A 20,338-nucleotide genomic window follows, 5' to 3' on the forward strand; every position below is an offset into this window, starting at 1 on the left:
ATCATACAACGACGGTCGAAGGCAAAGACGAAAGGCGAAGTACGCGCACGCGCACGGCGCAAAGCCGACGAGCTGTTGTCTACAACCTCAACAGAGTGGACACCGCGTACACCGATGAACGTGTACATCGAGAAAGTCACACGGCCGAAAATCGAAGAGTCGTCGCAGCTCAAAGACCTATCAAAACGGCGTTATCTCGCATCGCTCAACCTGGTCGCGGCTGAACTCAAGGGCTACAGCGTTTTTGACGCGATGCAGTTCAGGGTGTTAGAGCGCACACTACAAGCGATCGCGCGCACACATCCGGGCAGCGTATCGAGTGCGAGAACCATACTTTCTACCTACATTGCCGACGCGCTGGTCCGCGACGGAGTCATTTCAGGCAACCCCATACGCGGGGCAAGGCTCGACATCCGAGCACAGGGGAAGGCCGGAGAAGGTGGTCGTAGAACACTCACTAACGGTGAATACGACGCGGTTGTACAGCACTTACTAGCGCGTGACGTTTCGGGACCGCTGATCGAGCCAAAGAAGGGCGGTGCGCGACAATCAACGATGAACGCGCATGCGCGTATCACACGGCTAACACTGCTACAAGCAGTTACCGGCCTGCGCATCTCCGAAGCTAACCGGCTGCGGTGGAAGCACGTCGAAGACGACAGCGAGAACGTCATCATCAACGCGACGCGCGACATTGTTAAGGGGCGTCAGGGCAAAGAAAAAGGGCGCTATATCCCTATCCTGAGAGCCGACGTGACGGACTACTTGAGACAGCATCGCGAAGACGACGAGCGGTACGTAGTGGGGTCACCAACAACGACGGCGAAGCCGTGGGACGCGACCAACGCCGACGACAAGGTACCGGAGCTGTATCGTCAGATAGCCGACGAGACGGGCGTGACGATCCTTGTAGACCTGCGCAGTCATTCATGGAGAGCGACGCTACACGGTGTGTACGCGGACGTAATGGACGCTAGGACACGGGCGGACATTTTCGGTCACACGGAGCAAGTCGCGGACGAGTATTACAACGACCGGGCCAACGTGGAAGCACTGATCCGCGCGACCGCACAAGCGAGGTCGTAGCGCTCAGTAGACGTACGTAGAAGTACGCTAAAAAAGTACGTTTAAACCCTCAGTAATAGTACGTAGCAACACGTACATAGCCGTACGAAAAACGATTGAGACCTGCTACTACTTTCCAATACGTACAGGTACTGAAGTTATGCGTCAAGACCCTAGGTGTCGCGGGTTCGAGCCCCGTCAGCCACCCCGAAGATACCCCGTGACCTGCATGAACAGGTTACGGGGTACATTGCTTTAATCGCCGGGTACGTTAAAGATTCTAGAAATCTGGCGTGTCAGCCTGATGCTGTTACCGCTGTTGTCTCCGCCGCGCCGTGGCGCGACGCTGCGCATTGAGGCGGCGCCGGTTCTCACCAACAGTACGCAACTTCTGATCGCGACCGTGCGGATTACGCACCGGATTGACACGAGGCCGCACATACCTGCCGATAACCCCTGATAGGCACGAATGTGATCCGATAACCCAGAGGTCGTTGGTTCGAATCCAGCCCCCGCTACCACTTTGAGTCCCCTACCAGCGGAAACGCTGGTAGGGGACTTGTCTATGTCACGGCGAAAAGTGTAGAAGTCGCTTTAGGCGTTAAATCTTGCAGTGTGTAGGAGTATGACGCATCAGCAAAACGGCGCACGTTTTTTCGGAGATTCCACCGCGAACGAACTTAGAAAACCGTCACCACTTCGCTAGGATTGTATTCAAGCGCGAGTTACCCGGATGCCTGTTTTTCAGGCAAGAATCTCGCGCATTTTTTAGGATGAAGACCGAATCAACGAGCAAGGTGATTTAGGCGATGGCGGGTAATGCCAACTTAGGCGCAGCCAAGGCAGCGAAAAATGATGAGTTCTACACACAGTGGAATGACATTGAAAACGAGATGCAGGCGTATCTCGAATACGACCCTGATGTGTTCAGAGGTAAGACAGTGCTACTACCGTGTGACGATCCTGGAGCAAGTAACTTCACCAAGTACTTTGCACTGAACTTTGAAAAATTCGGCTTGAAGAAGCTAATCTCAACCTCCTACGCACCAGCGTCAAACCCAGCAGTGACTGAGAAAGGCCAGATGCTGTTGGACTTTGCATTAGGCGAAGACCGGGACGAGAAGTTCAACGAAGATGACACCTGGCACAGAGGCCGCATTTACGTCCTTGAGCAGGGGACAGATCTCAACGAGGACGGCAAACTGAACAAGGAAGATCTCAAGTGGGATTACCTTGAGGGCGACGGCGACTTCCGTTCTGAGGAGGTCACGAAACTCCGCGATGAGGCAGACATTGTCGTTACTAACCCACCGTTCTCGCTCTTCCGCGAATTCCTCGCTTGGTTGATTGAAGGTGACGTCCAGTTCTCCGTTATCGGGAATAGTAATGCGATCACGTACAAAGAAGTGTTCCCACTTATCAAGGAAAACCGATTGTGGCTCGGCGCAACCGGCAACACCACCGACATGGTTTTCCGTGTGCCACAGGGTGAAGTAGTTAAAGAATCCGACAAGGCAAAGGCGGCGCGACTCGGCTACCCAAGTACAGAAACGACGACATACACCCGTTTGGGTAACTCATGTTGGTTCACCAACATCGAGCATGGTCGCCGTCATGAGCCACTGGTTCTGATGAAGATGGAAGACAACCTTATTTACGGGTCAAAGCGTGTTCGCGAGATCGCCTATGCCAAATACGAGAACTACGACGCGATTGAAGTACCAGAAACTAAGGGAATACCTAGCGATTACGAAGGAGCCATGGGGGTCCCAATTTCCTTCCTTGATAAATACAACCCCGAACAATTTGAGATTCTAGGGGCCAGCTTGTTCGATGCAACACCTATGAAGGAGGTCGCTAAACCGGGGGACCTATTTCAACAAGGAGGTCTAGCGTTTTATATACGAGAAGGCGAATCGACTCTCCGCCGCCTGTATTTCAGGCTCATCGTCCGCCACCGCCACCCCGAGACCAAGGAGTCTTAAGTCATGGAAGCACGTCTCAACCCCCGCAAGATCCGTGACATTGTTGACGGATTCCACTACAACGAACTCGAAGGCAAGGGCCTGTACGGTTTGGCTGGCAGCCTTACCATCCAGCCTGAGTACCAGCGCAACTACATCTACAACGACGGCAAGAAAGATGTTGCCGTCATTGACTCACTGCTCAAGGGCTATCCGCTGGGGCTAATTTACTTCAACCAGCCCAAGCAGGGTGAAGACAAATTCGAGATCCTTGACGGGCAACAGCGCATTACGTCCATCGGTCGCTTCTGCAAGGACTTATTCGTAGTCAAAGACACTGACGGCAACGAGCAGTATTTCTCGTCCTTAAGCAAGCACCAGCAAGAGCAGATTCTTGAGATTGAGCTGCTGATTTACGACTGCTACGGCACCGAGGCCGAGATCAAGGAGTGGTTCAAGACGATCAACATCGTCGGTGTGCCGCTTACAGCCCAGGAGCTACGTAACGCCGTGTACTCAGGCCCGTTCGTCGATGCTGCTAAGAAGGTCTTCTCCAACTCCGGCTCTGCCGTCATGTCCAAGTGGTCGAACTTCGTTAAGGGTGACCCAGCCCGCCAGGAGGTGCTTGAAGTAGCGCTGGACTGGGTCGCTCAGCGTAAAGGCACCACCATCGACAGTTACATGGCAAAGCACCGTGAAGACGATAACTGCAACGAACTACAGACTTACTTCACGGCTGTTATCGACTGGGCAGCAAGTGTGTTCAAGATGACAGACACGTCCATGCGAGGTATCGCGTGGAACACGCTGTATGAGCGCTACAGCAGCAAGGGCTACAACACTACTGATATGACGGCTACCGCAAAGGAATTGCTGTCTGACCCGCAGATTCAGTCCAAGAAGGGTATCTACGAGTACCTGCTTGGTGGTAAGACAGACACGAAGCTGCTGAACGTGCGAGTCTTTACCGAGGCGGTGAAGAAGCGTGTCTACAAGCGCCAGACAGACGCTGCAAAACAGCAGGGCATCTCCAACTGCTCCTATTGCGCTATCGGTCACGACGAGAAGAAAGCAAAGATCTGGGCGCTCAAGGAGATGGACGCCGATCACGTCACCGCGTGGTCCAAGGGTGGCTCAACTGAGGAGAGCAACTGCGAGCTGCTCTGCAAATCTCACAACCGTGCTAAGGGCAACGCTTAAGAAGCGGGATCTCACTCCACCCACGAGACCGCGTCGCTAGTGCCAGCTTGCTACAAGCAGAGACCCGGTAAGCACTAGCGACGCTTGTGTGTTCGTGTACGCGCCACAGCACGCCGCACGCCACCCGGCAGAGCCGGGGCCGAACCCAGGACTACCAACGCCGACGACAAGGTACCGGAGCTGTACAAACAAATCGCGGACGAGACGGGTGTCGAGATTCTTCGCGACCTTCGCAGCCACTCATGGCGCGCCACACTGCACGGCGTGTACGCCGACGTGATGGACGCGAGGACACGGGCAGACATTTTCGGCCACACCGAGCAGATCGCAGACGAGTACTACAACGACCGCGCCAACGTCGAAGCACTCATTCGAGCGACCGCGCAAGCACGTTCGTAGCGCTCAGTAGACGTACGTAGCAGTACGTTAAAAAGTACGTTAAGCGAATCAGTAACAGCACGTAACCGACAGTAGACCACAGTAAATAAAACATCGCTGACCACTACCTACGTACATATACGTACTGGTACTGAAGTTGTCCATCAAGACCCTGGGTGTCGCGGGTTCGAGTCCCGTCAGCCACCCCAAGTGCCCGAGCCTTGCGCTCGGGCTTTTTCAGTTTTCCGCCTGCAGGCTCGCCAGCAGCTCCTCCGAGCGCGCCCGACCAGCCACATCTGGCATGTCTCCGGTCACTACAAACTCGCTCACGCCCAGCCGCTTGCCGACGCCCCTTAGTTCCTCCCCCACTTCCTCCACCGTTCCCCACACGTCATGGGCCAGCGCTTCCTCAATGCGCCGGCGCTGCTGCCCCGTCAGCGCATCCATGTCCAGCTCTCCCACAGGCCGCAGGGCCCCGAACTCGCCGGTGGATTGCGCGAGTACCTTGGCATAGGCCTCCGGTAACAACAGATCACGGGCGGCCGCGGACGTATCGGCAACGGCGATATTGAGCGAGGAAATGATAGGTGGGGCGTCGGCAAGCGCATGCTGCCGATACACCCGCGCGGCCGCCTCCTGCGTGGCCACCGGACCACCCAAGATGACGCCGAGCCCCATCTTGGCCGCAACCATGGCTGAGCGAAAGCCCGCCAACACGTAGATCGGAGTGCCCGCATACTCCGGCCGCACCGTCACCGCCTCCTCGCCGCGCAGGTAGCGCAGCAGCGTCGCCAGCTCCGCCTCAAAGCGCTGCTTCACTTCAGCCGGTTCGCCCTGGCGCAGTGCCCGCCGCACCGGGCCGGTAAAGCCGACAGAGGAACCAATTCCAATATCGATTCGCCCGGGATACAGCGCCTCGAGAAGATTAATCTGCTCGGCCACCAGAAACGGCGGATGATTCAACAGCATGACGCCGGCCGTGCCTACCCGAATGCGCTGCGTGCACGCCGCCACGTGGGCCGCCAATATGCCCGGCTGGCCCGCCGGAATGCCTGGCACGCCGTGGTGCTCGGCCACGAGAAATCGCCGGAAACCAAGCGCCTCCACGTGCCGGGCGTGCTCAGCCACCTGGTCCAACGGCCCGGCCGCCCCGCGGTCTAAAACAGAAAAGCGCATGGCCACCACTGTAGCCATGCGCTCATCGCCCGCGCCGCTCGTGGGCGCTACTGATTGGCGTCCGCGTTGCCCTTGGACCACTCGTCCCAGGACATATTCCAGTCACCTAGGCCATCCATCGCATTAAGCGTTTCACCGTAGGTATTGAACACGCGCACCACGTCGCCGCGCTTCATCGTCTCCTGGAACCACTGGGCAGCCTCCGGCGTCACGTTAATGCAGCCGTGCGAGGTATTGGTATTGCCCTGCGCCCATACGGACCACGGAGCGGAGTGAACATAGATGCCGGAATAGGACATCTGGGTAGCCCAGTCCACCATCGTGCGGTAGCCACCCGCGGAGTGGGAAAGGCCGAAGGTCTCGGAGTCCATCAGCAGCTGCGGGTGCTCATCGCCAATGATGTAGCGCCCGTTTGGCGTATCGTACTGATAATCGCGGCCGAGCGAGACCGGGATGGCGCGCAAGAACTTCTTATTTTTGAAGACCTTCATGGTCTTGGTGGCGTTATCGATAATCGCCACTGTGCGGTCACCGATGGTGAAATTGGTCTTGGCGTTCTCGCCGCCATAGATTCCGCCGCCTAGGTCCTTGCCGTACTGGTCTACCTTCACCTCAACCTTGGTGCCAGGCTCCCAGTATTCCTTTGGACGCCAGCGCACCTCCTGGTTGTTGACCCAGTAGAAAGCGCCCTTAACCTCAGGGTTGGTGGTCACAGTAATGGTCTTCTCGGCCGCCTTGCGGTCCGTAATCGGCACACCAAAATTCACACCAATGACCTGGCCTACGCCGACCTCAGAATCCGGGATTGGGCTAAGCGAGACCTCGGCAACGCCCGCTGCTTGCGGGGTGGAAAAGCTGAGGTTCTTCTTGTTGCCATCCACATCGGAGGCCACGATGGAATAGGTGTGGTTATAGCCCAAGTCCTCCGCGGTAGACCACGTCTTGGCATCCTTGGAGAGCTTTTCTTTGACTTCCACGCCCATTTCATTGGTCATGGTGACGCTCTTGAGCTTGCCGGTGGTCTCCACGGTCACAGGCTTAGACGGATCCACATTCTGTGCCCCGTCCTTCACGGAAGCCGAGAGGCCGCCCTTTTTCTTGTCAGACTCTTTGCCCCTTTTGCCGCTGTCTTTCTCCCCGCCCGCGTTTGCGGCGGCGGTAGATTCTTGGTCGGCGGCCTGATTCTCGGCAGAGGAATCAGAGGAGCAGGAGGCGGCGGCTAGGGAAATGCACGCAACGCCCGCGGCCGCGATGAGGCGGCGCGCAATAGGGAGGGAATGTTTCACTGAGTTGCCCTTAGACACGTAATTGCTGCTTTCAAAGACCAACTTAGATTAGCGTCTCGCTCCAGCAATTACCAGAAGCCACTTCAGGCATTAACCAATTCGTTATAGACCCCTAAAAACCCGCCATAACCAGGCGATTTTACACTTTTCAAGAATGGCTGCTAGAGTATCTACTCGTTGCACAGAGAGCCGCACGGCAGGAAGTCAACAATGCGCCATTAGCTCAATTGGCAGAGCAACTGACTCTTAATCAGTGGGTTCGGGGTTCGATTCCCTGATGGCGCACCACTTAAAAATTTAAACTAAAAAATTAGGCCGGGCAATCGCCCGGCCTTTTTGTTATCTCACCCGCAGCGGGGCAATGAGTGGAGCGCCGCCATGCTGGACGACGTCCGCCTCTACCCCATACACGCCTTCCACGAGCTCCCCCGTGAGAACGTCTGAAGGCGCGCCCTGAGCGCGAATATGGCCCTTCTTAAGCACCACCAGCTGATCGCACATGCGCGCAGCCAGGTTGATGTCGTGGATGGCCACAAGGCCTAGGCTGCCGTCGCGCTTCGCCTTGGCACGCACCTCATCCAATACAAAGATCTGGTGGTGCAGGTCGAGGGCGGACGTGGGTTCGTCGAGAAGCATCAGGCCTGGGTTGCCCACCAACATCTGCGCCACCGCCACCAGCTGGCGCTGGCCGCCGGAAAGCTCGTTGAGGTAGCGAGAGGCAATTGCGTCCAGCCCCAGCGAGTGCAGCACCTCACCGGTGCGCGTAATCGGGTCCTCGCAGGCTTCACGGCGCGCAGAGATCAGCACGGCCTCAAAGGCGCGCAAAGCGGCCGTGCTCGTGAGATCCTGCGGCACGTAGCCGATAAGCTGCCGGCGGCGCTTGCCGCGCGGAGCCGTGCCATCGACGCGGAAATCCACCTCGCCATCGCAACCGCGGTGCACACCGGCCAGGGACTTGATAAGCGTGGTCTTGCCGGAAGCATTCGGCCCCAACAGGCCCACCAACTGCCCGCCGTGGAGTTTTTCCACATCCACGGACTCCAATACGCGGTGCTTGCCATAGGCCGCACTCAGCCCGGAAATAGTCAGTTCTACGTCCACAGTGCCCTCCTTCGGGTCATGACAATGGCAATGAAGAATGGCACGCCCAAAAGCGAGGTAACAATGCCAATGGGAATAGCCAAGCCCGGCTTGATCATCAGGCTCACCGCATGCGCGGCACACATCACGGCCGCGCCCGCCGCCATGGAGGCCGGCAAGAAGTAGCGCTGGTCCTCGCCCACCAACATGCGGGCGATGTGCGGGCCCACCAAGCCGATGAAGCCGATGATGCCCGCGAAGGCCACGGTGGTCGCCGCCACGAGCGAGACCACGATGAGCACTACAACGCGCAGGCGGGAGGTATTGATGCCCATGGCGGTAGCGCGGGCGTCGCCAAGCCGCAAGGCAGTAAGGCGCCAACCCAACGCCCACAAAATGGGCAGGGCGATAATCAGCACGGCCGCCAGCACGCCGTTTGCCGCCCAGTTGGCGCGGGTAAGCGAGCCCATGGACCAAAAGACGATCTGCTGCAGCGCCTCGGCCGAGGACTGGTACTGGATAAGCGCCAGCATGGCTTGGAAGAAGAACACCAAGCCGATGCCCAGCAGCACCATAGTCTCCGCCTTCGCGCCGCGGATGACGGCCGCGATAACAATGATGGCCGTAGCCACCGCGGCAGCAAGCCATGCCACCAGCGCCAGGTTGAACTGCGGCTGCGCAATCAGCTGCCACTTGAGCACGATGGAGGTCGCGCCGCCAAACGCGGCGGCCGCGGAAATGCCGAGCGTAAAAGGCTCGGCCAGCGGATTATTGAGGATGGTCTGCATTTCCGCGCCGGACAAGGACAAGGCCATACCGATGAGCACGGCCATCACCGCCATGGGCAGGCGCAGTTGCCACAGCACCGTGCGCGTCTGGTCCTCCAGACCCGCAGGATTCACGATGCCCTTTATTACCTCGCCCGGGCTGATATCAATCGCACCGACGAAATTGCTAATGACAAATGCGACGGCCGCAATCAGGGTCAGGCCCGCAACGATGCCTATGCGTTGCCAGGTTAGCTTCTTATGCTGCCGCGCTAGCGCGGCTACCTCTGCGCCCTCCATTAGTTGGTGCTAAAGAAGGTTCCCTCGCCAGAGACCGGCGAGTACTTCTCTTGCGCGTCCATCCACTGCTTGGCGACGTCCACATCGGCATACGCCTCTGGATCAATCCACTCAGCCACCTGCAGCAGCGCCAGGTAATTAAACGGCGAATCATAGAACTGGTGCCACATGCTGTGCAGGTGATGCTCCTTAACCGCCCGCAGCTTATCGAAGCCGGCTTGCTTCTCCGGAAGCTTCGCAATGCTGCCCTTGGCTTCCTTTTCATCAATGCCGTAACCCACTGCAGCGTATCCGACAGGGTGGCCTTCATCGTCCTTCATCTCGGACCAATCGCCACCGGTGGCGATGATCATATCCGGGTCAGATTCCAGGACCTTTTCCGGGGTGATTGTGCCAGACTCGCCCGGAATGACTTTATCGCCGATATTCTCGCCACCGGCCGCGTTGACCAGCTGGGAAATATTGGAATCGTTCCAGGAACCGCAGCAATCGGACACACCTGCTGCTCTCCAAACGAAAGTCTTTGGTTTATCTTTTACCTTCTCTGCGCGGTCCTCCACCAAGTCCACGGTCTTTTGCCAATCCGAGTTAAATTCCTCAGCGCGATCCTCTTGGCCAAAGATCTCGCCGAAGATGTCCATAGTCTTGGGCGTATTCTCCAGCGGGTCGCGGCGGAAATCGGTGACCGCATACTTCAAGCCAGCTTGGTCCATCTTGTCGGTCAGACCAGCTTCGCGAGAGGCATCATATTGATCCAGCGAGAGGACAATGAGGTCCGGGTCTAGGCTCACGAGTTTTTCCACGGTGACATCACCCTTGGTAAAGCCGCCGATCTCTGGAACCTCGTTTACGGACGGCAGTTCCTTTTCCAGCGCCTTGTAGTAATCCGGCACGTTCTGCTTGAGATCCGTTCCGATGCCAACGACCTTGTCCAGTGGATTATCGGGGTCGAGTACACCGGTAGCAAAAAGCGATCGGCCCTCCCCCAAAATCACACGATCGGGAGCCTTATCCAGTTCCACGTCACGGCCGGTGATATCGGTGAAGGAGAACTCAGCATCGCCGCTGGAGCCGCCAGTTACTTCCTCAGCTGCGCCGCAGCCGACGAGTGCGGTTGCCGACGCCGCCACAACCGCCATCACCTTGAAGGGGGTATGAGCCATTTTTAGTCCTTGGTCGTTGGATGCCCTCGCGGCAGCCGCGATGAGCCTTACATAGGACATCCTAACCTGATTAACTAAGGCAACCCAAACCTAAACAGGTTCGCCGTTGATGGTGTAGTCCTCCGGCTCGCCTTTCGGCACCTCCGTGCCGTCCGACATGGTGCGATCTTCCAGCTCCCCATCCGGATCCACGATGGCGATATCAAAGCCAGACTCGCGAATTCGGCGCAGCCCCTCCTTCAGCATGCGTCGACCCATGCGGTTCGTGCCCGTAATATGTGATAGCTCGAGCACCACCGTGCCCTCGCCAAAATCTGACTCCATCAGCTCGTACAAGATAGTCTCGGCCGCGTTGAAGTTAATCAAGCCCTGCAGATAGATCACGGTCAGCTCCGCATCCTGCTCCACCTTGCGCACCGGGTTCACGCCATAGCGCTCGTCTGTAGACATCAAGTGCAGGCCCATGTCCTTCGACAACAGCTTGAACGCATCCACACCGCGTACCGAGTTACCTTCTTTATTAAGCCGCGGCGAGAATGTCGCCACGCCCAACTGGCCCGGCAGCGTGCCCAGCAGGCCACCCGAAACACCCGACTTCGCCGGGATACCCACCTCAGCCATCCATCGGCCGGCGCCGTCGTACATGCCGGCCGAGCTCATCACCGATAGCGTCAACCGGCACACATCCGCATCCAAAATCTTGTCGCCCGTCACCGGCTGCACGCCACCATTCGCCAACGTTGCCGACATCACGGCCAAGTCCCGCACCGTCACCACAATCGAGCACTGCTCAATATATGTTGACACCGCATCATGTGCCTCGTCCTGGATGATGTCGTAATTGCGCAACATGTGCGCCAGCGAGAGGTTACGTTCGCTGACTTCCAGCTCGGAGGACCGCATGGCGTCGTCGATAAGCAAATCGCGTCCCGCCAGCCGCGAAAAATAGATGCGTAGGCGCTCCACGCGTGCGGCAGGCTCCGAATCCACGCCATTAATCAGCTGCGTGACCGCAATCGCGCCCGCATTAATCATCGGGTTGACCGGCCGGTGGTCATCTCGGTTGAGCGAAAGCTCGTTGAAGGCCTCGCCCGAAGGCTCCATACCCACAATCTCGCGCACCGCAGATAGTCCCAGCTCCTGTAGCGCTAGTGCGTAGACAAAAGGCTTGGACAGGGACTGAAGGGTAAATTCCACCTCATCATCGCCCGCGGAATAGACGTGGCCGGTGGTGGTGCACATCGCGGCGCCAAGGTATTCGGGCTCCGCCTTGGCCAGTTCCGGAATATAATCCGCCACGGCGCCGTCGCGATTATCGCGCACCTTAGTGAGGATTTCCTGCAAATAAAAAGGGATTGGTGTCTTCATCCCAACCCAGCCTACGAAAAAAGTCCCCGCGGTGTGCGGGGACTTCCATAATTAGTGGCGCTCGGACAGCAGGCGCTGCAGCTCCTTCAAGTCGCTCTTGCGGCGGCGAGAGCGGAAGACCGAGAAAGCAATGAGGCCAACCACAGCAGCGCCGACGCCGCCCAGGGCCATCTGCACGTTGCGGTCCTGCAACTTATCGGTGGCCGCGGTCTTAGCCTCGTTGGCAAAGTTCTGCGGCTTGCTGCGCTGTGCCAGCTCGTCCAGAGTGCCGGCCAGCTGGCGGCGGGTGCGCTCGATATCGCGCTGAATGTCTTCAATGTTGCGTGCCACGAAGTTCTCCTCTTAACTTAGGTTCGCTCTTAACGGGGTCATTCTACCCCGCCGGCCCAAAAGCGTGCAGCCCGGGCGGTAAGTAAGGTGGGAACCATGACTGAAAACCGTTTGAACGTTGGAGATACCGCCCCTGCTTTTGCGCTTGCCGACGACGCCGGAAACACCGTTTCCCTCGCCGATTACGCAGGCCAGCGCGTACTGGTCTACTTCTACCCCCGCGCCAATACCCCAGGCTGCACCAAGGAAGCCTGCGATTTCCGCGATTCCCTGGAACAGCTCAACGATCTCAATATTGCCGTCGTAGGCATCTCGCCAGATAAGCCGGAGGCGCTGGCGAAGTTCCGCGCGGACCACGAGCTGAACTTCCCGCTGCTTTCGGATCCGGATAAGTCTGTCATGACCGCCTACGACGCGTTTGGCGAGAAGAAGAACTACGGCAAGGTCGTCCAGGGCGTAATCCGCTCCACCTTCTTGGTCGAGCCGGATGGCACCATCGGCCAAACGCACTACAACGTCAAGGCCACCGGCCACGTCGCCCGCGTGATGAAGGGGCTAAGCTAGCACGTGGGAGAGATTCTGCTACCGCGGCGTCGGCCAGCGCAGGCGCGCAGTCGCGAGCGCTTCGAGCGCATTCTGCAGGCCGCACGCGCCGTGCTTGTCGACGTCGGCTTTGAATCCTTCACCGTCGACGAGGTCGCCCACCGCGCCGGGGTGCCCATCGGCACGCTGTATCAGTACTTTGCCAATAAATACGTGCTCGTCTGCGAGCTCGACCGCCAAGACACGGCCGCCAGCCGGGCCGAAATCGAGCGTTTCTCCCGCCGCGCCCCGGACGTGCAATGGCCCGATGTGTTGGATGAAACCATCGATCACCTGGCGCGCATGTGGCGCGACGATCCCTCCCGGCGCGCCGTGTGGCATGCCGTGCAATCCACCCCCGCCACCCGCGCGACGGCCGCAGATACCGAGCGGCAGCTGCTTTTCCCCTTGTCAGAAATCCTCTCCCCACTCGCGCCGTCCATGAGCGATGACGAACGCATTGACCTGGCCGGCTTCCTTATCCACAGCGTGGTCTCGCAACTCAATTACGCAACTGCGGGCGACCCAGGCGACTTTGACGCCGTGGTCGTAGAGATTAAGCGCATGCTCGTTTCGTATCTATTTGCCATTGCGGCTCACTGGGGAAGTTGACGCTTAAACAAGTTATCCACAGGCTGCGGACGTCTTCGCCTCGGCTCGCCCACCGGCTCTGCTTAAATTTGCAACCATGAACGCACCGCAGGCCTATGCCACCCATATTGCCTCGGCGATGGACATCCTCGCCGAGGCCCACGGCGCGTCTGAGCGCGCCCTTGTCGAGCTGGGCTTGCCGGATGTCGAGGCCCGCGACCTCCGCGCGCTGGCCGCAGTCTACTTCGGCCCGACCGGCTTCAGCCGCAAGCAACGCCACGCAGCCGCGGCTGCCCGACACCACGACCTCGTAACGCTCAAGCTGATTGAAAAGTACGTCTCCCGGGTGCGCACTAAGCGTGAGGCGTGGAACCTACGCGTGGAGCTGTGCCGCCTGCGTGGGCCGGCTTCTGACATCGCCCGCCGCGCCAAGCAGCGCCTGCGCGAACTTCGCCCGCGCCGCATGCCACCCCGCGAAGGCGTCCAGCTCCTTCGCCGGCCGAACGGCCCGTGGACAATGCGGATTACCGCTCCCTCGGCCTTCCTTGCTGAATTCGACGCAGCGCTCGACCCCGACCGCCCACTCGATTCCCTCCGCGACCTTCTTCGCGGCACCGGCGCGCCTTCCGCGCGCACCACCATTAACGTCATCATCCCGCTCAACACCCTAGACCAAATCCTGGACGGCGACGGCGACGAAGTCACGCTACGCCTTAGCAATGGCGCCACCATTACCGGCGCCGAGCTCGTCGAGCGCACCTTCACCGAGCACGGCCTAGCCACCCTTATCCACCCCGTCAAGGGCCCAGTCAACCTATATCGCACATCGCGCTACGCCACCGAGAAACAGCGACAGATGGCCGCCGCCGAAAATCCCACCTGCCCGTGGCCGCCGTGCAACCATCCGGCGGACAAGGCCCAGATCCATCACCTCAAGGCGTGGAAACACGGTGGGTTGACCAACATGGAAAACCTGACCGTGTGCTGCCCCTACCACAACGGGGTCAACCAAGATGATCCAAATGCCCCACCGCTGCGCGGGCGCCTTGCCCGAGTCAATGGCAAGGTCCGCTGGGTTCGTTAGCGCTGCCTCTGCGAGGTAGCGCTACTAGGCGTGCTCTAAAAAGTCCGCGTAGACTTCGGCGGCTACCCGCGCGAATTCGGCGGGCGTCATGCGGGCCATGCCCTCCGGCAGGCTGCCCCACAGCGGACAGCCGGTCACCTGCGGCATCTCCTCGAGGTTCAGTCGGGTAGCTAAATCCGGATCGGCCGGCAGCGAGCCACCAATCAGCCCGAGCACCTCGATTCCGTGGCGTTGCGCCTCGCGCACAGTCAGCTCGGCCGCGTTGAGGCTTCCTAGGCTGAGGGAGGTGACGATGAGGAGCCTATCGGCGACGTCGGCAAGCGTATAGGCGTCCGTCAGACGCACAAGCAGCCCGCCAGCGCCTTCAACAAGCACCACGCGGCCGGGCGCGTCAAGGGCGACAATCCACTCCTTGAGTTCCTGCAGGCCGGGTTGGTCCATGCCGGCCCGGCGCGCAGAAAGGTTTGGCGCCAGCGGCTCCGGGAAGCGCACCATCTCGGTGACCTCCACGCCTGCCAGCTTGCCGACGGTCACCGCATCCCCCTTCCCCTCCGGCTCCCCCGTCTGCAGTGGCTTAGCGTAGACGACCTCACGGCCGCGCTGCTTGAAGGCACTGGCGAGCGCGGCCGTGGCCACCGTCTTGCCGACGTCCGTGTTCGTCCCCGTCACGTAAATAATCACTATCGTCCTCCTGCTACCGCGGCGCGCACGCCGCGGCACATCTGGGTTACTTCGTCGGCGGTGCTGATAAACGGCGGCATGATATAAATCAGTCGGCCGAACGGGCGCAACCACACGCCCTGTTCCACGGCCGCGGCCGTCGCAGCGGCCATATTTACTTCGCGTTCCATTTCCACCACGCCGATGGCACCAAGCACGCGCACATCCGCTACCCCCGGCTCCTCGGCTAGGTCTGCAAGCCCGCGCTGCAGCTGCTTTTCGATGCCCGCTACCTGCTCGCGCCAGTGCCCTTCCACAATGAGCGCAGTCGCCTCGGCCGACACGGCGCAAGCGAGCGGATTAGCCATAAACGTCGGCCCATGCATCAACGCGCGCGGGCGCATTCTCTCGGACACCTTCGCGGTAGCGAGCGTGGCGGCCATGGTCATAAACCCACCGGTCATCGCCTTGCCAACGCACATAATATCCGGCACGACGCCGGCTGCTTGGGTAGCAAAAAGGTCGCCAGTTCGGCCGAATCCGGTGGCGATTTCGTCGGCGATGAGCACGATACCGTGGCGGTCACAGATATCCCGGGCCCCGCGCACCAGCTCGTGGTCATGAAAGCGCATGCCTCCCGCACCTTGGACTACAGGTTCAATGACTAGGGCCGCGACCTCCTCAGTGATGCACGCTTCCAGCTCGTGCAGATAGGTTGCGCGCTCGGCCGGGCTAGCTCCGCGGGTAGGCGGCGCTGGGGCGAAAATCTGGCGCGCTAAGGTGCCAGTCCACATCGAGTGCATGCCGCCTTCAGGATCGCACACGCTCATCGCCGCGAAGGTATCGCCGTGATACCCCGATCGCCACGTCAGCATCTTGGTGCGCTCGGGGTGCCCTAGGCCACGGGCGTACTGTAGCGCCATTTTGATGGCGACTTCTACCGATACAGATCCGGAGTCCGAATAAAAGACCTGTTCGAAATCACCCCGGGTCAGTTCCATGAGGTTGCGGGTAAGCCGCGCGGCAGGTTCGTGGGTGAGCCCGCCGAACATGACGTGGCTCATTCGCTCGATTTGTGCGGCCGCTGCTGCCTTGAGTCGCGGGTGTCCGTGGCCATGGGCGGCGGCCCACCAGGAAGACATGGCGTCGATAAGCGTGGTGCCATCCGCAAGCGTTAGATGGACGCCGGCGGCCGAGTCCACCACAAGCGTTGGCTCGCCTGGCTCGGCGTAGGGGTGCCAAATGTGTCGCGCATCGAGACCGGCAATATCCTCCGCTGAAATATCCATGATTTTAGGTCTATCACAGACTTTCGGCCGTTATAGTGCTTTTATGACAATTATTAAACAGCGTTCAATCCGGCGTCTACCGGCGGCTTTACCAGCAGTCGCCGGAATTGAAATGTGGGAACGCTTTAGCTTCTACGGCATGCAAGCCATCCTCGCCTACTACCTCTATTCCACCTCCGGCGGGCTCGGCATGGACCAAGCACAGGCCACCGCGCTTGTCGGCGCATACGGTAGCCTGCTCTATCTGTGCACGTTCGTAGGCGGGTGGGTCAGCGACCGGCTCTTGGGCGCCGAACGCACGCTCCTTGCCGGCGCGGTTCTGCTCATTTGCGGGCACTTTTCGTTGTCCTTGGTGCCTGGCGCGGCAGGTCTCGTAGCCGGGCTTTTGCCGCTTGCACTGGGCTCAGGCCTGCTCAAGACAGCAGCAATCACCATTCTGGGTGCGGCTTTTCCTCCCGCGGCCGGCGCACGAGATGGCGCCTTCCAGATCTTTTATCTAGGGATTAATATCGGCGCCCTACTCGGGCCGATGCTTACTGGCTGGCTGGCACAAGAATACGGTTACCACGCTGGCTTCCTCGCGGCCGCGATCCTCATGTGTTGCGGGTGCGCCCTCTACGGCACGCTGCGCCGGCGGGTAGTTGCGGAATTCGATTCGCGGCCGCCCAACCCCACCACCACACCGGGCAGGGCCGCGGCGATAGCGTTGGCGGCCGTCGTGGGCGGCGTCGTCGTTGCGGTGACTGTCTCGCCAGATAAGCTGGCCGTGCTTTTGCTCCTTACCACGATCACCGCCGCCCTCGCCCTCTTCGCCAGCATGCTGCGGTCGCCGCGGGTCAGCGCGCCGGAGCGGCGGAAGGTCGTGGCATATATTCCGCTGTTTTTCTGCTCTACGGCCTATTGGACCCTCCAACCGCAGATTTACGGCGTGCTAGCCGTGTACTCGGATCAGCGTGTAAACCGCATGGTAGGCGGATTTGAGATTCCAGCGGCGTGGACGCAATCGCTCAACCCCCTATTCATCTTGGTGTTGTCCCTTCCATTGGCTGCTGGCATGGCCCGATGGGCTCGCTCGCGACGTCTATTAATGGCCGTAGGCATCATGGTGGCTGGTTCCGGAATGTTTGTGCTGTTGCCGTTCGTCGGGGGCGGAGAAAACTCAACGCCGTTCGCGGTTTTGGCCTTGACCATCTTCTTGATGTCGCTCGGCGAGCTATTCATCGGACCAGTGGGCATGGCGGCATCGGCCGCGCACGCACCACGGGCCTACGCGACGCGCTTTTCAGCACTGTACTTTCTCACCATGGCCATCGGCACCTCGCTGGCGGGAACACTATCGACGCTCTATGACCCTTCCTCGGCAGATGCGGAGCGGAACTACCTACTTATTGTCGGAATCGTCCCCGTCGCACTGGGACTCATGCTCTTGGTCGGCCGAAAGGACGTCGTGGACGAGGTTTCGGGCGGCGTCTAAGGTATCGGCTCCTGAGGTAGCTTGGGTGTCAGTGGAGAAAATCTGACACTCGTGATCCGGCACAACTTCCGCGCGGCGGGTTATGCCACGCTGAGCGGTATAGGCATCAAAGAGGTTATCGATGCTCAGGGCTACTCCTCGTTTTTCAGTTGCTCGCGCAGCTGCTGGAAGTACTCGCGGGCAGCCTGGGGCTGCGCGGTGGAGTGCTGGCCCTGCTGCGGGTGCGGCTCTGCCTGCTGGTGCTCGGAGCGTTGCTGCTCAGCGTGCTGGGAGGCAGCGATGGCTTCGCGCTTGGCGCGTTCGGCCTGACGCTTAGATTCGCGCTCGATTTCCTCGGCACGGGAAGGCTTCTTAGGCTGCGGGCGACGGCGTTGGGACGGCTCCTCGGCGGAGTCGAGGGCGCGGTTGGCCATGAGCACGTCGCGCATGCCGCTGAAAAGATCGCCCATCCCCTGCGGATTGGAGGGCATGTAAAGAACGGACGCCTGCCCATTGTGGGAGACGTCGACCATTGCGTCGAGGTACTGGGAGACCAGCATGAGGGCTTCGGGGGATTCTTCCACGCCGGCGTCGCGAAGCATCTCGTACTGCTGGGCAATGCCCTCGACGATTTCCTTACGCTGGTCGGCAACGCCGCGACCCTGCAGCTTCTTCGCCTCGGCTGCGCCTTCGGCCTCCTTCACCACGCGGATCTTCTCAGCCTCTGCCTGGGCGACGGCCGCCTCGCGCTCGCGCTGCGCTGCGTTAATGGAGTTCATGGACTCGCGCACGCGGGAGTCAGGGCGGATATCGGTGACCAAGGTATTGACAAAGTTCCAGCCGTACTCGGCCATATTGTCGCGCAGGGAGGCCGCAACATTGCGGGCGATGGTGTCCTTGGAGGAGAAGGAATCATCTAGGTTCATATTCGCTACGGAGGAACGAACATTGTCCTGGACGTAGGCCACAATCTGCTGCTCGTGATTGGAGAGCATGTAGTACGCTTCGCGCTCGCGGCCCTGGACTACCTCGTACTGCACGGCAACAGGGATTTGCACGAAGACATTATCCTTCGTCTTGGTCTCCACCATCACGTCCAGCTGCCGCACCTGCAGCGAAATCTTATCGCGCACGCGGTCTATCCACGGCATTTTAAAGTGCAGGCCAGCATGCGCCACCTTTTGGAATTTGCCCAAGCGCTCCAGAATGGCAGCTTCGCGAGTACGAACGATGAAATAACCATCGAAGAGCGTTCCCAAGATAATCAGCAGGATAAGGACTATTACTATGGTGGCAATCATTGAGTCTCCCTAAAAGTAGTGATGATCACTAATATTTTCGCATAGGAAATAGCGAAATGCTAGTGATCGTCGATAAGCGAAAAGAGCTTCCCCAAGATGGTCGCACCATCCTCGCGGATGCCGTTGTGCTGGAATTCATTGTTAATCCACGGCCGCAGATCTCCCAGGTGCGCGGCCGTAGCCAAGGACTCCTCGAGCGGGACGAAAATATCATCGACGTAGATGGCCGCGGCCGTAGACGGCACCTCGCCCAACGCGTAGGGCGGGGAGAATTCGTGGCGGGCGAGGTCATGGGCGGCGTCGGCAAACGCGTGCAAGGCCGGGTCCTCGTTGAACTGCCAGGGGAAAATGTGCTCGCCGGTCAGCCAGGTGCCCGCCTCTGCAAACTCCGGAGATTCCTCGCGCACGCGGTGCGCCGCCCAGTTCGTAGCGGCCTGGCCACCGGCTCCGCCATAAATCGACTCATGTATTGCGGCGTACAACGGAGCGTCCGCAAAGCTCACGCGCTGGCCGACGTCCGCCAGGAAATCACCCCGCAACCGCTTCTCCCCCGCCACGGTGCGGAAAGGCTCTTCCAGCAGATAGGCCAGCGAATCAAAGCCGGTGCCGCGGCCGAGCTCGATGCCGATGGTACGAAAGCGCAGCGCGGACAGGCGCTCGCCAGTTGGAAGCCGCTCATCTGAATTGTCCAGGTGGGAAATGATCTCCTCGATACGGCCCTGAGCCCACGGGAATTCGCGGTAGAAACGCTGCTGGCGGGCCTTAAGCTTGCTAAAGGTAGCGCGATAGAGCTCGTCCGCCCCCTTCAACGTGGGGATGCCGCCGGTGAAGAAAGCATGCTCGACGCGCTCGGGTGCCTGGGATAGGTAGGCGGTGATGCAAAAGCCGCCGAAGGATTGGCCAAATAGCGACCACTTCTCGAGTCCGAGGTGCTCGCGCAGGCGCTCGGCATCGCGGACGATATTGTCCTGGCGCAGCAACGCCAGGTGCTTGGCGGTGCGCTCTGCGGCCGGGCTAAGCGCATCAATGCGGTGCGAGCGGCCGGTGCCACGCTGATCCATGAGGATCACGCGGTAGCGCTCTAGCGCCTTGCCAATCAGCCCCGTAGGCGCCAGCGGCCGGGGCGCCGGGAAACCGGGACCGCCCTGCAGGTAGAGCAATGCGGGCAGGTCCTCTCCGCCGGGCGGGATTATTTCGCGGGCGTAGAGCCCAAAAGTCCCGTGGGGATTGGAATAATCCCACGGGACTTCTAGGTGGTGCTCTTTAATTGTGTGGCCGAAGCGGCGATAGGAGGTCATGTC

Annotated in this window: 19 protein-coding genes and 1 tRNA gene; 9 read left to right on the forward strand and 11 right to left on the reverse strand. The window is 59.7% G+C overall.

The window, feature by feature from the left end; translation table 11 throughout:
* The first annotated feature begins 120 nt into the window (after nt 1-120).
* The 4 genes from QP915_RS06465 (at nt 121) to QP915_RS06480 (ending at nt 4,628) form a co-directional block, all read left to right on the forward strand.
* The gene (locus tag QP915_RS06465; protein ID WP_284768733.1) at nt 121-1,086 is read left to right on the forward strand and encodes a tyrosine-type recombinase/integrase; all 966 of its coding nucleotides are present in this window, start codon (nt 121-123) and stop codon (nt 1,084-1,086) included.
* 788 nt (nt 1,087-1,874) lie between these two features.
* Nucleotides 1,875-3,050, forward strand: coding sequence for an adenine-specific methyltransferase EcoRI family protein (locus QP915_RS06470; RefSeq protein ID WP_284768734.1), 1,176 nt, complete (start codon nt 1,875-1,877; stop codon nt 3,048-3,050).
* A gap of 3 nt (nt 3,051-3,053) precedes the next feature.
* Complete coding sequence (locus QP915_RS06475; protein WP_284768735.1) at nt 3,054-4,229, forward strand: HNH endonuclease family protein; 1,176 nt, start codon at nt 3,054-3,056, stop codon at nt 4,227-4,229.
* Nucleotides 4,230-4,493: 264 nt separating this feature from the next.
* Nucleotides 4,494-4,628 (forward strand): hypothetical protein, encoded by a 135-nt coding sequence (locus tag QP915_RS06480; RefSeq protein ID WP_284768736.1) that lies wholly within the window; start codon nt 4,494-4,496, stop codon nt 4,626-4,628.
* Nucleotides 4,629-4,844: 216 nt separating this feature from the next.
* Here the strand turns inward: QP915_RS06480 and QP915_RS06485 are convergent, their stop codons facing one another.
* Nucleotides 4,845-5,801, reverse strand: coding sequence for an MsnO8 family LLM class oxidoreductase (locus QP915_RS06485; protein WP_284768773.1), 957 nt, complete (start codon nt 5,799-5,801; stop codon nt 4,845-4,847).
* Nucleotides 5,802-5,830: 29 nt separating this feature from the next.
* Nucleotides 5,831-7,069, reverse strand: a complete 1,239-nt coding sequence (locus QP915_RS06490; RefSeq protein ID WP_284768737.1) for a L,D-transpeptidase — start codon at nt 7,067-7,069, stop codon at nt 5,831-5,833.
* A gap of 212 nt (nt 7,070-7,281) precedes the next feature.
* Here QP915_RS06490 and QP915_RS06495 point away from each other — a divergent pair.
* Nucleotides 7,282-7,357: transfer RNA gene (locus QP915_RS06495), tRNA-Lys, on the forward strand.
* Between the two features lie 51 nt (nt 7,358-7,408).
* On the opposite strand, the gene QP915_RS06500 is transcribed toward QP915_RS06495, so the two are convergent.
* The 5 genes from QP915_RS06500 to QP915_RS06520 form a co-directional block, all read right to left on the reverse strand.
* Nucleotides 7,409-8,170 (reverse strand): ABC transporter ATP-binding protein, encoded by a 762-nt coding sequence (locus QP915_RS06500; protein WP_204611104.1) that lies wholly within the window; start codon nt 8,168-8,170, stop codon nt 7,409-7,411.
* Entirely contained in the window at nt 8,161-9,216 is a 1,056-nt protein-coding gene (locus tag QP915_RS06505; RefSeq protein WP_284768738.1) for a FecCD family ABC transporter permease, read from the reverse strand. The genes QP915_RS06500 and QP915_RS06505 overlap by 10 nt, the downstream gene beginning before the upstream one ends.
* On the reverse strand, nt 9,216-10,379 hold the full coding sequence (locus tag QP915_RS06510) for an ABC transporter substrate-binding protein (protein ID WP_284768739.1): 1,164 nt from the start codon (nt 10,377-10,379) through the stop codon (nt 9,216-9,218). Before QP915_RS06510 ends, QP915_RS06505 begins: the two co-directional genes overlap by 1 nt.
* Nucleotides 10,380-10,469: 90 nt before the next feature.
* Entirely contained in the window at nt 10,470-11,747 is a 1,278-nt protein-coding gene (locus QP915_RS06515; protein ID WP_284768740.1) for a glutaminase, read from the reverse strand.
* 51 nt (nt 11,748-11,798) lie between these two features.
* A complete protein-coding gene (locus tag QP915_RS06520) occupies nt 11,799-12,077 on the reverse strand; it encodes a DUF3618 domain-containing protein (RefSeq protein WP_005323988.1) in 279 nt (92 codons plus the stop codon).
* 96 nt (nt 12,078-12,173) lie between these two features.
* On the opposite strand from QP915_RS06520, the gene bcp reads away from it, so the two are divergent.
* The 3 genes from bcp (at nt 12,174) to QP915_RS06535 (ending at nt 14,334) form a co-directional block, all read left to right on the forward strand.
* On the forward strand, nt 12,174-12,641 hold the full coding sequence (gene bcp, locus QP915_RS06525; protein ID WP_284768741.1) for a thioredoxin-dependent thiol peroxidase: 468 nt from the start codon (nt 12,174-12,176) through the stop codon (nt 12,639-12,641).
* A 3-nt stretch (nt 12,642-12,644) separates the two neighbouring features.
* Nucleotides 12,645-13,271: a TetR/AcrR family transcriptional regulator gene (locus QP915_RS06530; protein WP_284767081.1), complete on the forward strand. Its 627-nt coding sequence runs from the start codon at nt 12,645-12,647 to the stop codon at nt 13,269-13,271.
* 76 nt (nt 13,272-13,347) lie between these two features.
* Entirely contained in the window at nt 13,348-14,334 is a 987-nt protein-coding gene (locus tag QP915_RS06535) for an HNH endonuclease signature motif containing protein (RefSeq protein ID WP_284768742.1), read from the forward strand.
* Nucleotides 14,335-14,358: 24 nt separating this feature from the next.
* On the opposite strand, the gene bioD is transcribed toward QP915_RS06535, so the two are convergent.
* Together bioD and QP915_RS06545 are read right to left on the reverse strand one after the other, a co-directional pair.
* Entirely contained in the window at nt 14,359-15,018 is a 660-nt protein-coding gene (bioD, locus tag QP915_RS06540) for a dethiobiotin synthase (RefSeq protein ID WP_284768774.1), read from the reverse strand.
* The gene (locus tag QP915_RS06545) at nt 15,015-16,283 is read right to left on the reverse strand and encodes an adenosylmethionine--8-amino-7-oxononanoate transaminase (RefSeq protein ID WP_284768743.1); all 1,269 of its coding nucleotides are present in this window, start codon (nt 16,281-16,283) and stop codon (nt 15,015-15,017) included. Before QP915_RS06545 ends, bioD begins: the two co-directional genes overlap by 4 nt.
* Nucleotides 16,284-16,326: 43 nt before the next feature.
* Here QP915_RS06545 and QP915_RS06550 point away from each other — a divergent pair, with 43 nt between their 5' ends.
* The gene (locus QP915_RS06550; protein ID WP_284768744.1) at nt 16,327-17,757 is read left to right on the forward strand and encodes a peptide MFS transporter; all 1,431 of its coding nucleotides are present in this window, start codon (nt 16,327-16,329) and stop codon (nt 17,755-17,757) included.
* Nucleotides 17,758-17,888: 131 nt separating this feature from the next.
* Here QP915_RS06550 and QP915_RS06555 read toward each other — a convergent pair whose 3' ends face one another.
* Both QP915_RS06555 and QP915_RS06560 read right to left on the reverse strand, forming a co-directional pair.
* Entirely contained in the window at nt 17,889-19,037 is a 1,149-nt protein-coding gene (locus QP915_RS06555; protein ID WP_284768745.1) for an SPFH domain-containing protein, read from the reverse strand.
* Nucleotides 19,038-19,096: 59 nt separating this feature from the next.
* Nucleotides 19,097-20,335, reverse strand: coding sequence for an alpha/beta fold hydrolase (locus tag QP915_RS06560; protein WP_284768746.1), 1,239 nt, complete (start codon nt 20,333-20,335; stop codon nt 19,097-19,099).
* Between the last annotated feature and the right edge of the window lie 3 nt (nt 20,336-20,338).

The sequence above is a fragment of the Corynebacterium sp. MSK158 genome, assembly GCF_030229085.1.
Lineage (GTDB): Bacteria > Actinomycetota > Actinomycetes > Mycobacteriales > Mycobacteriaceae > Corynebacterium.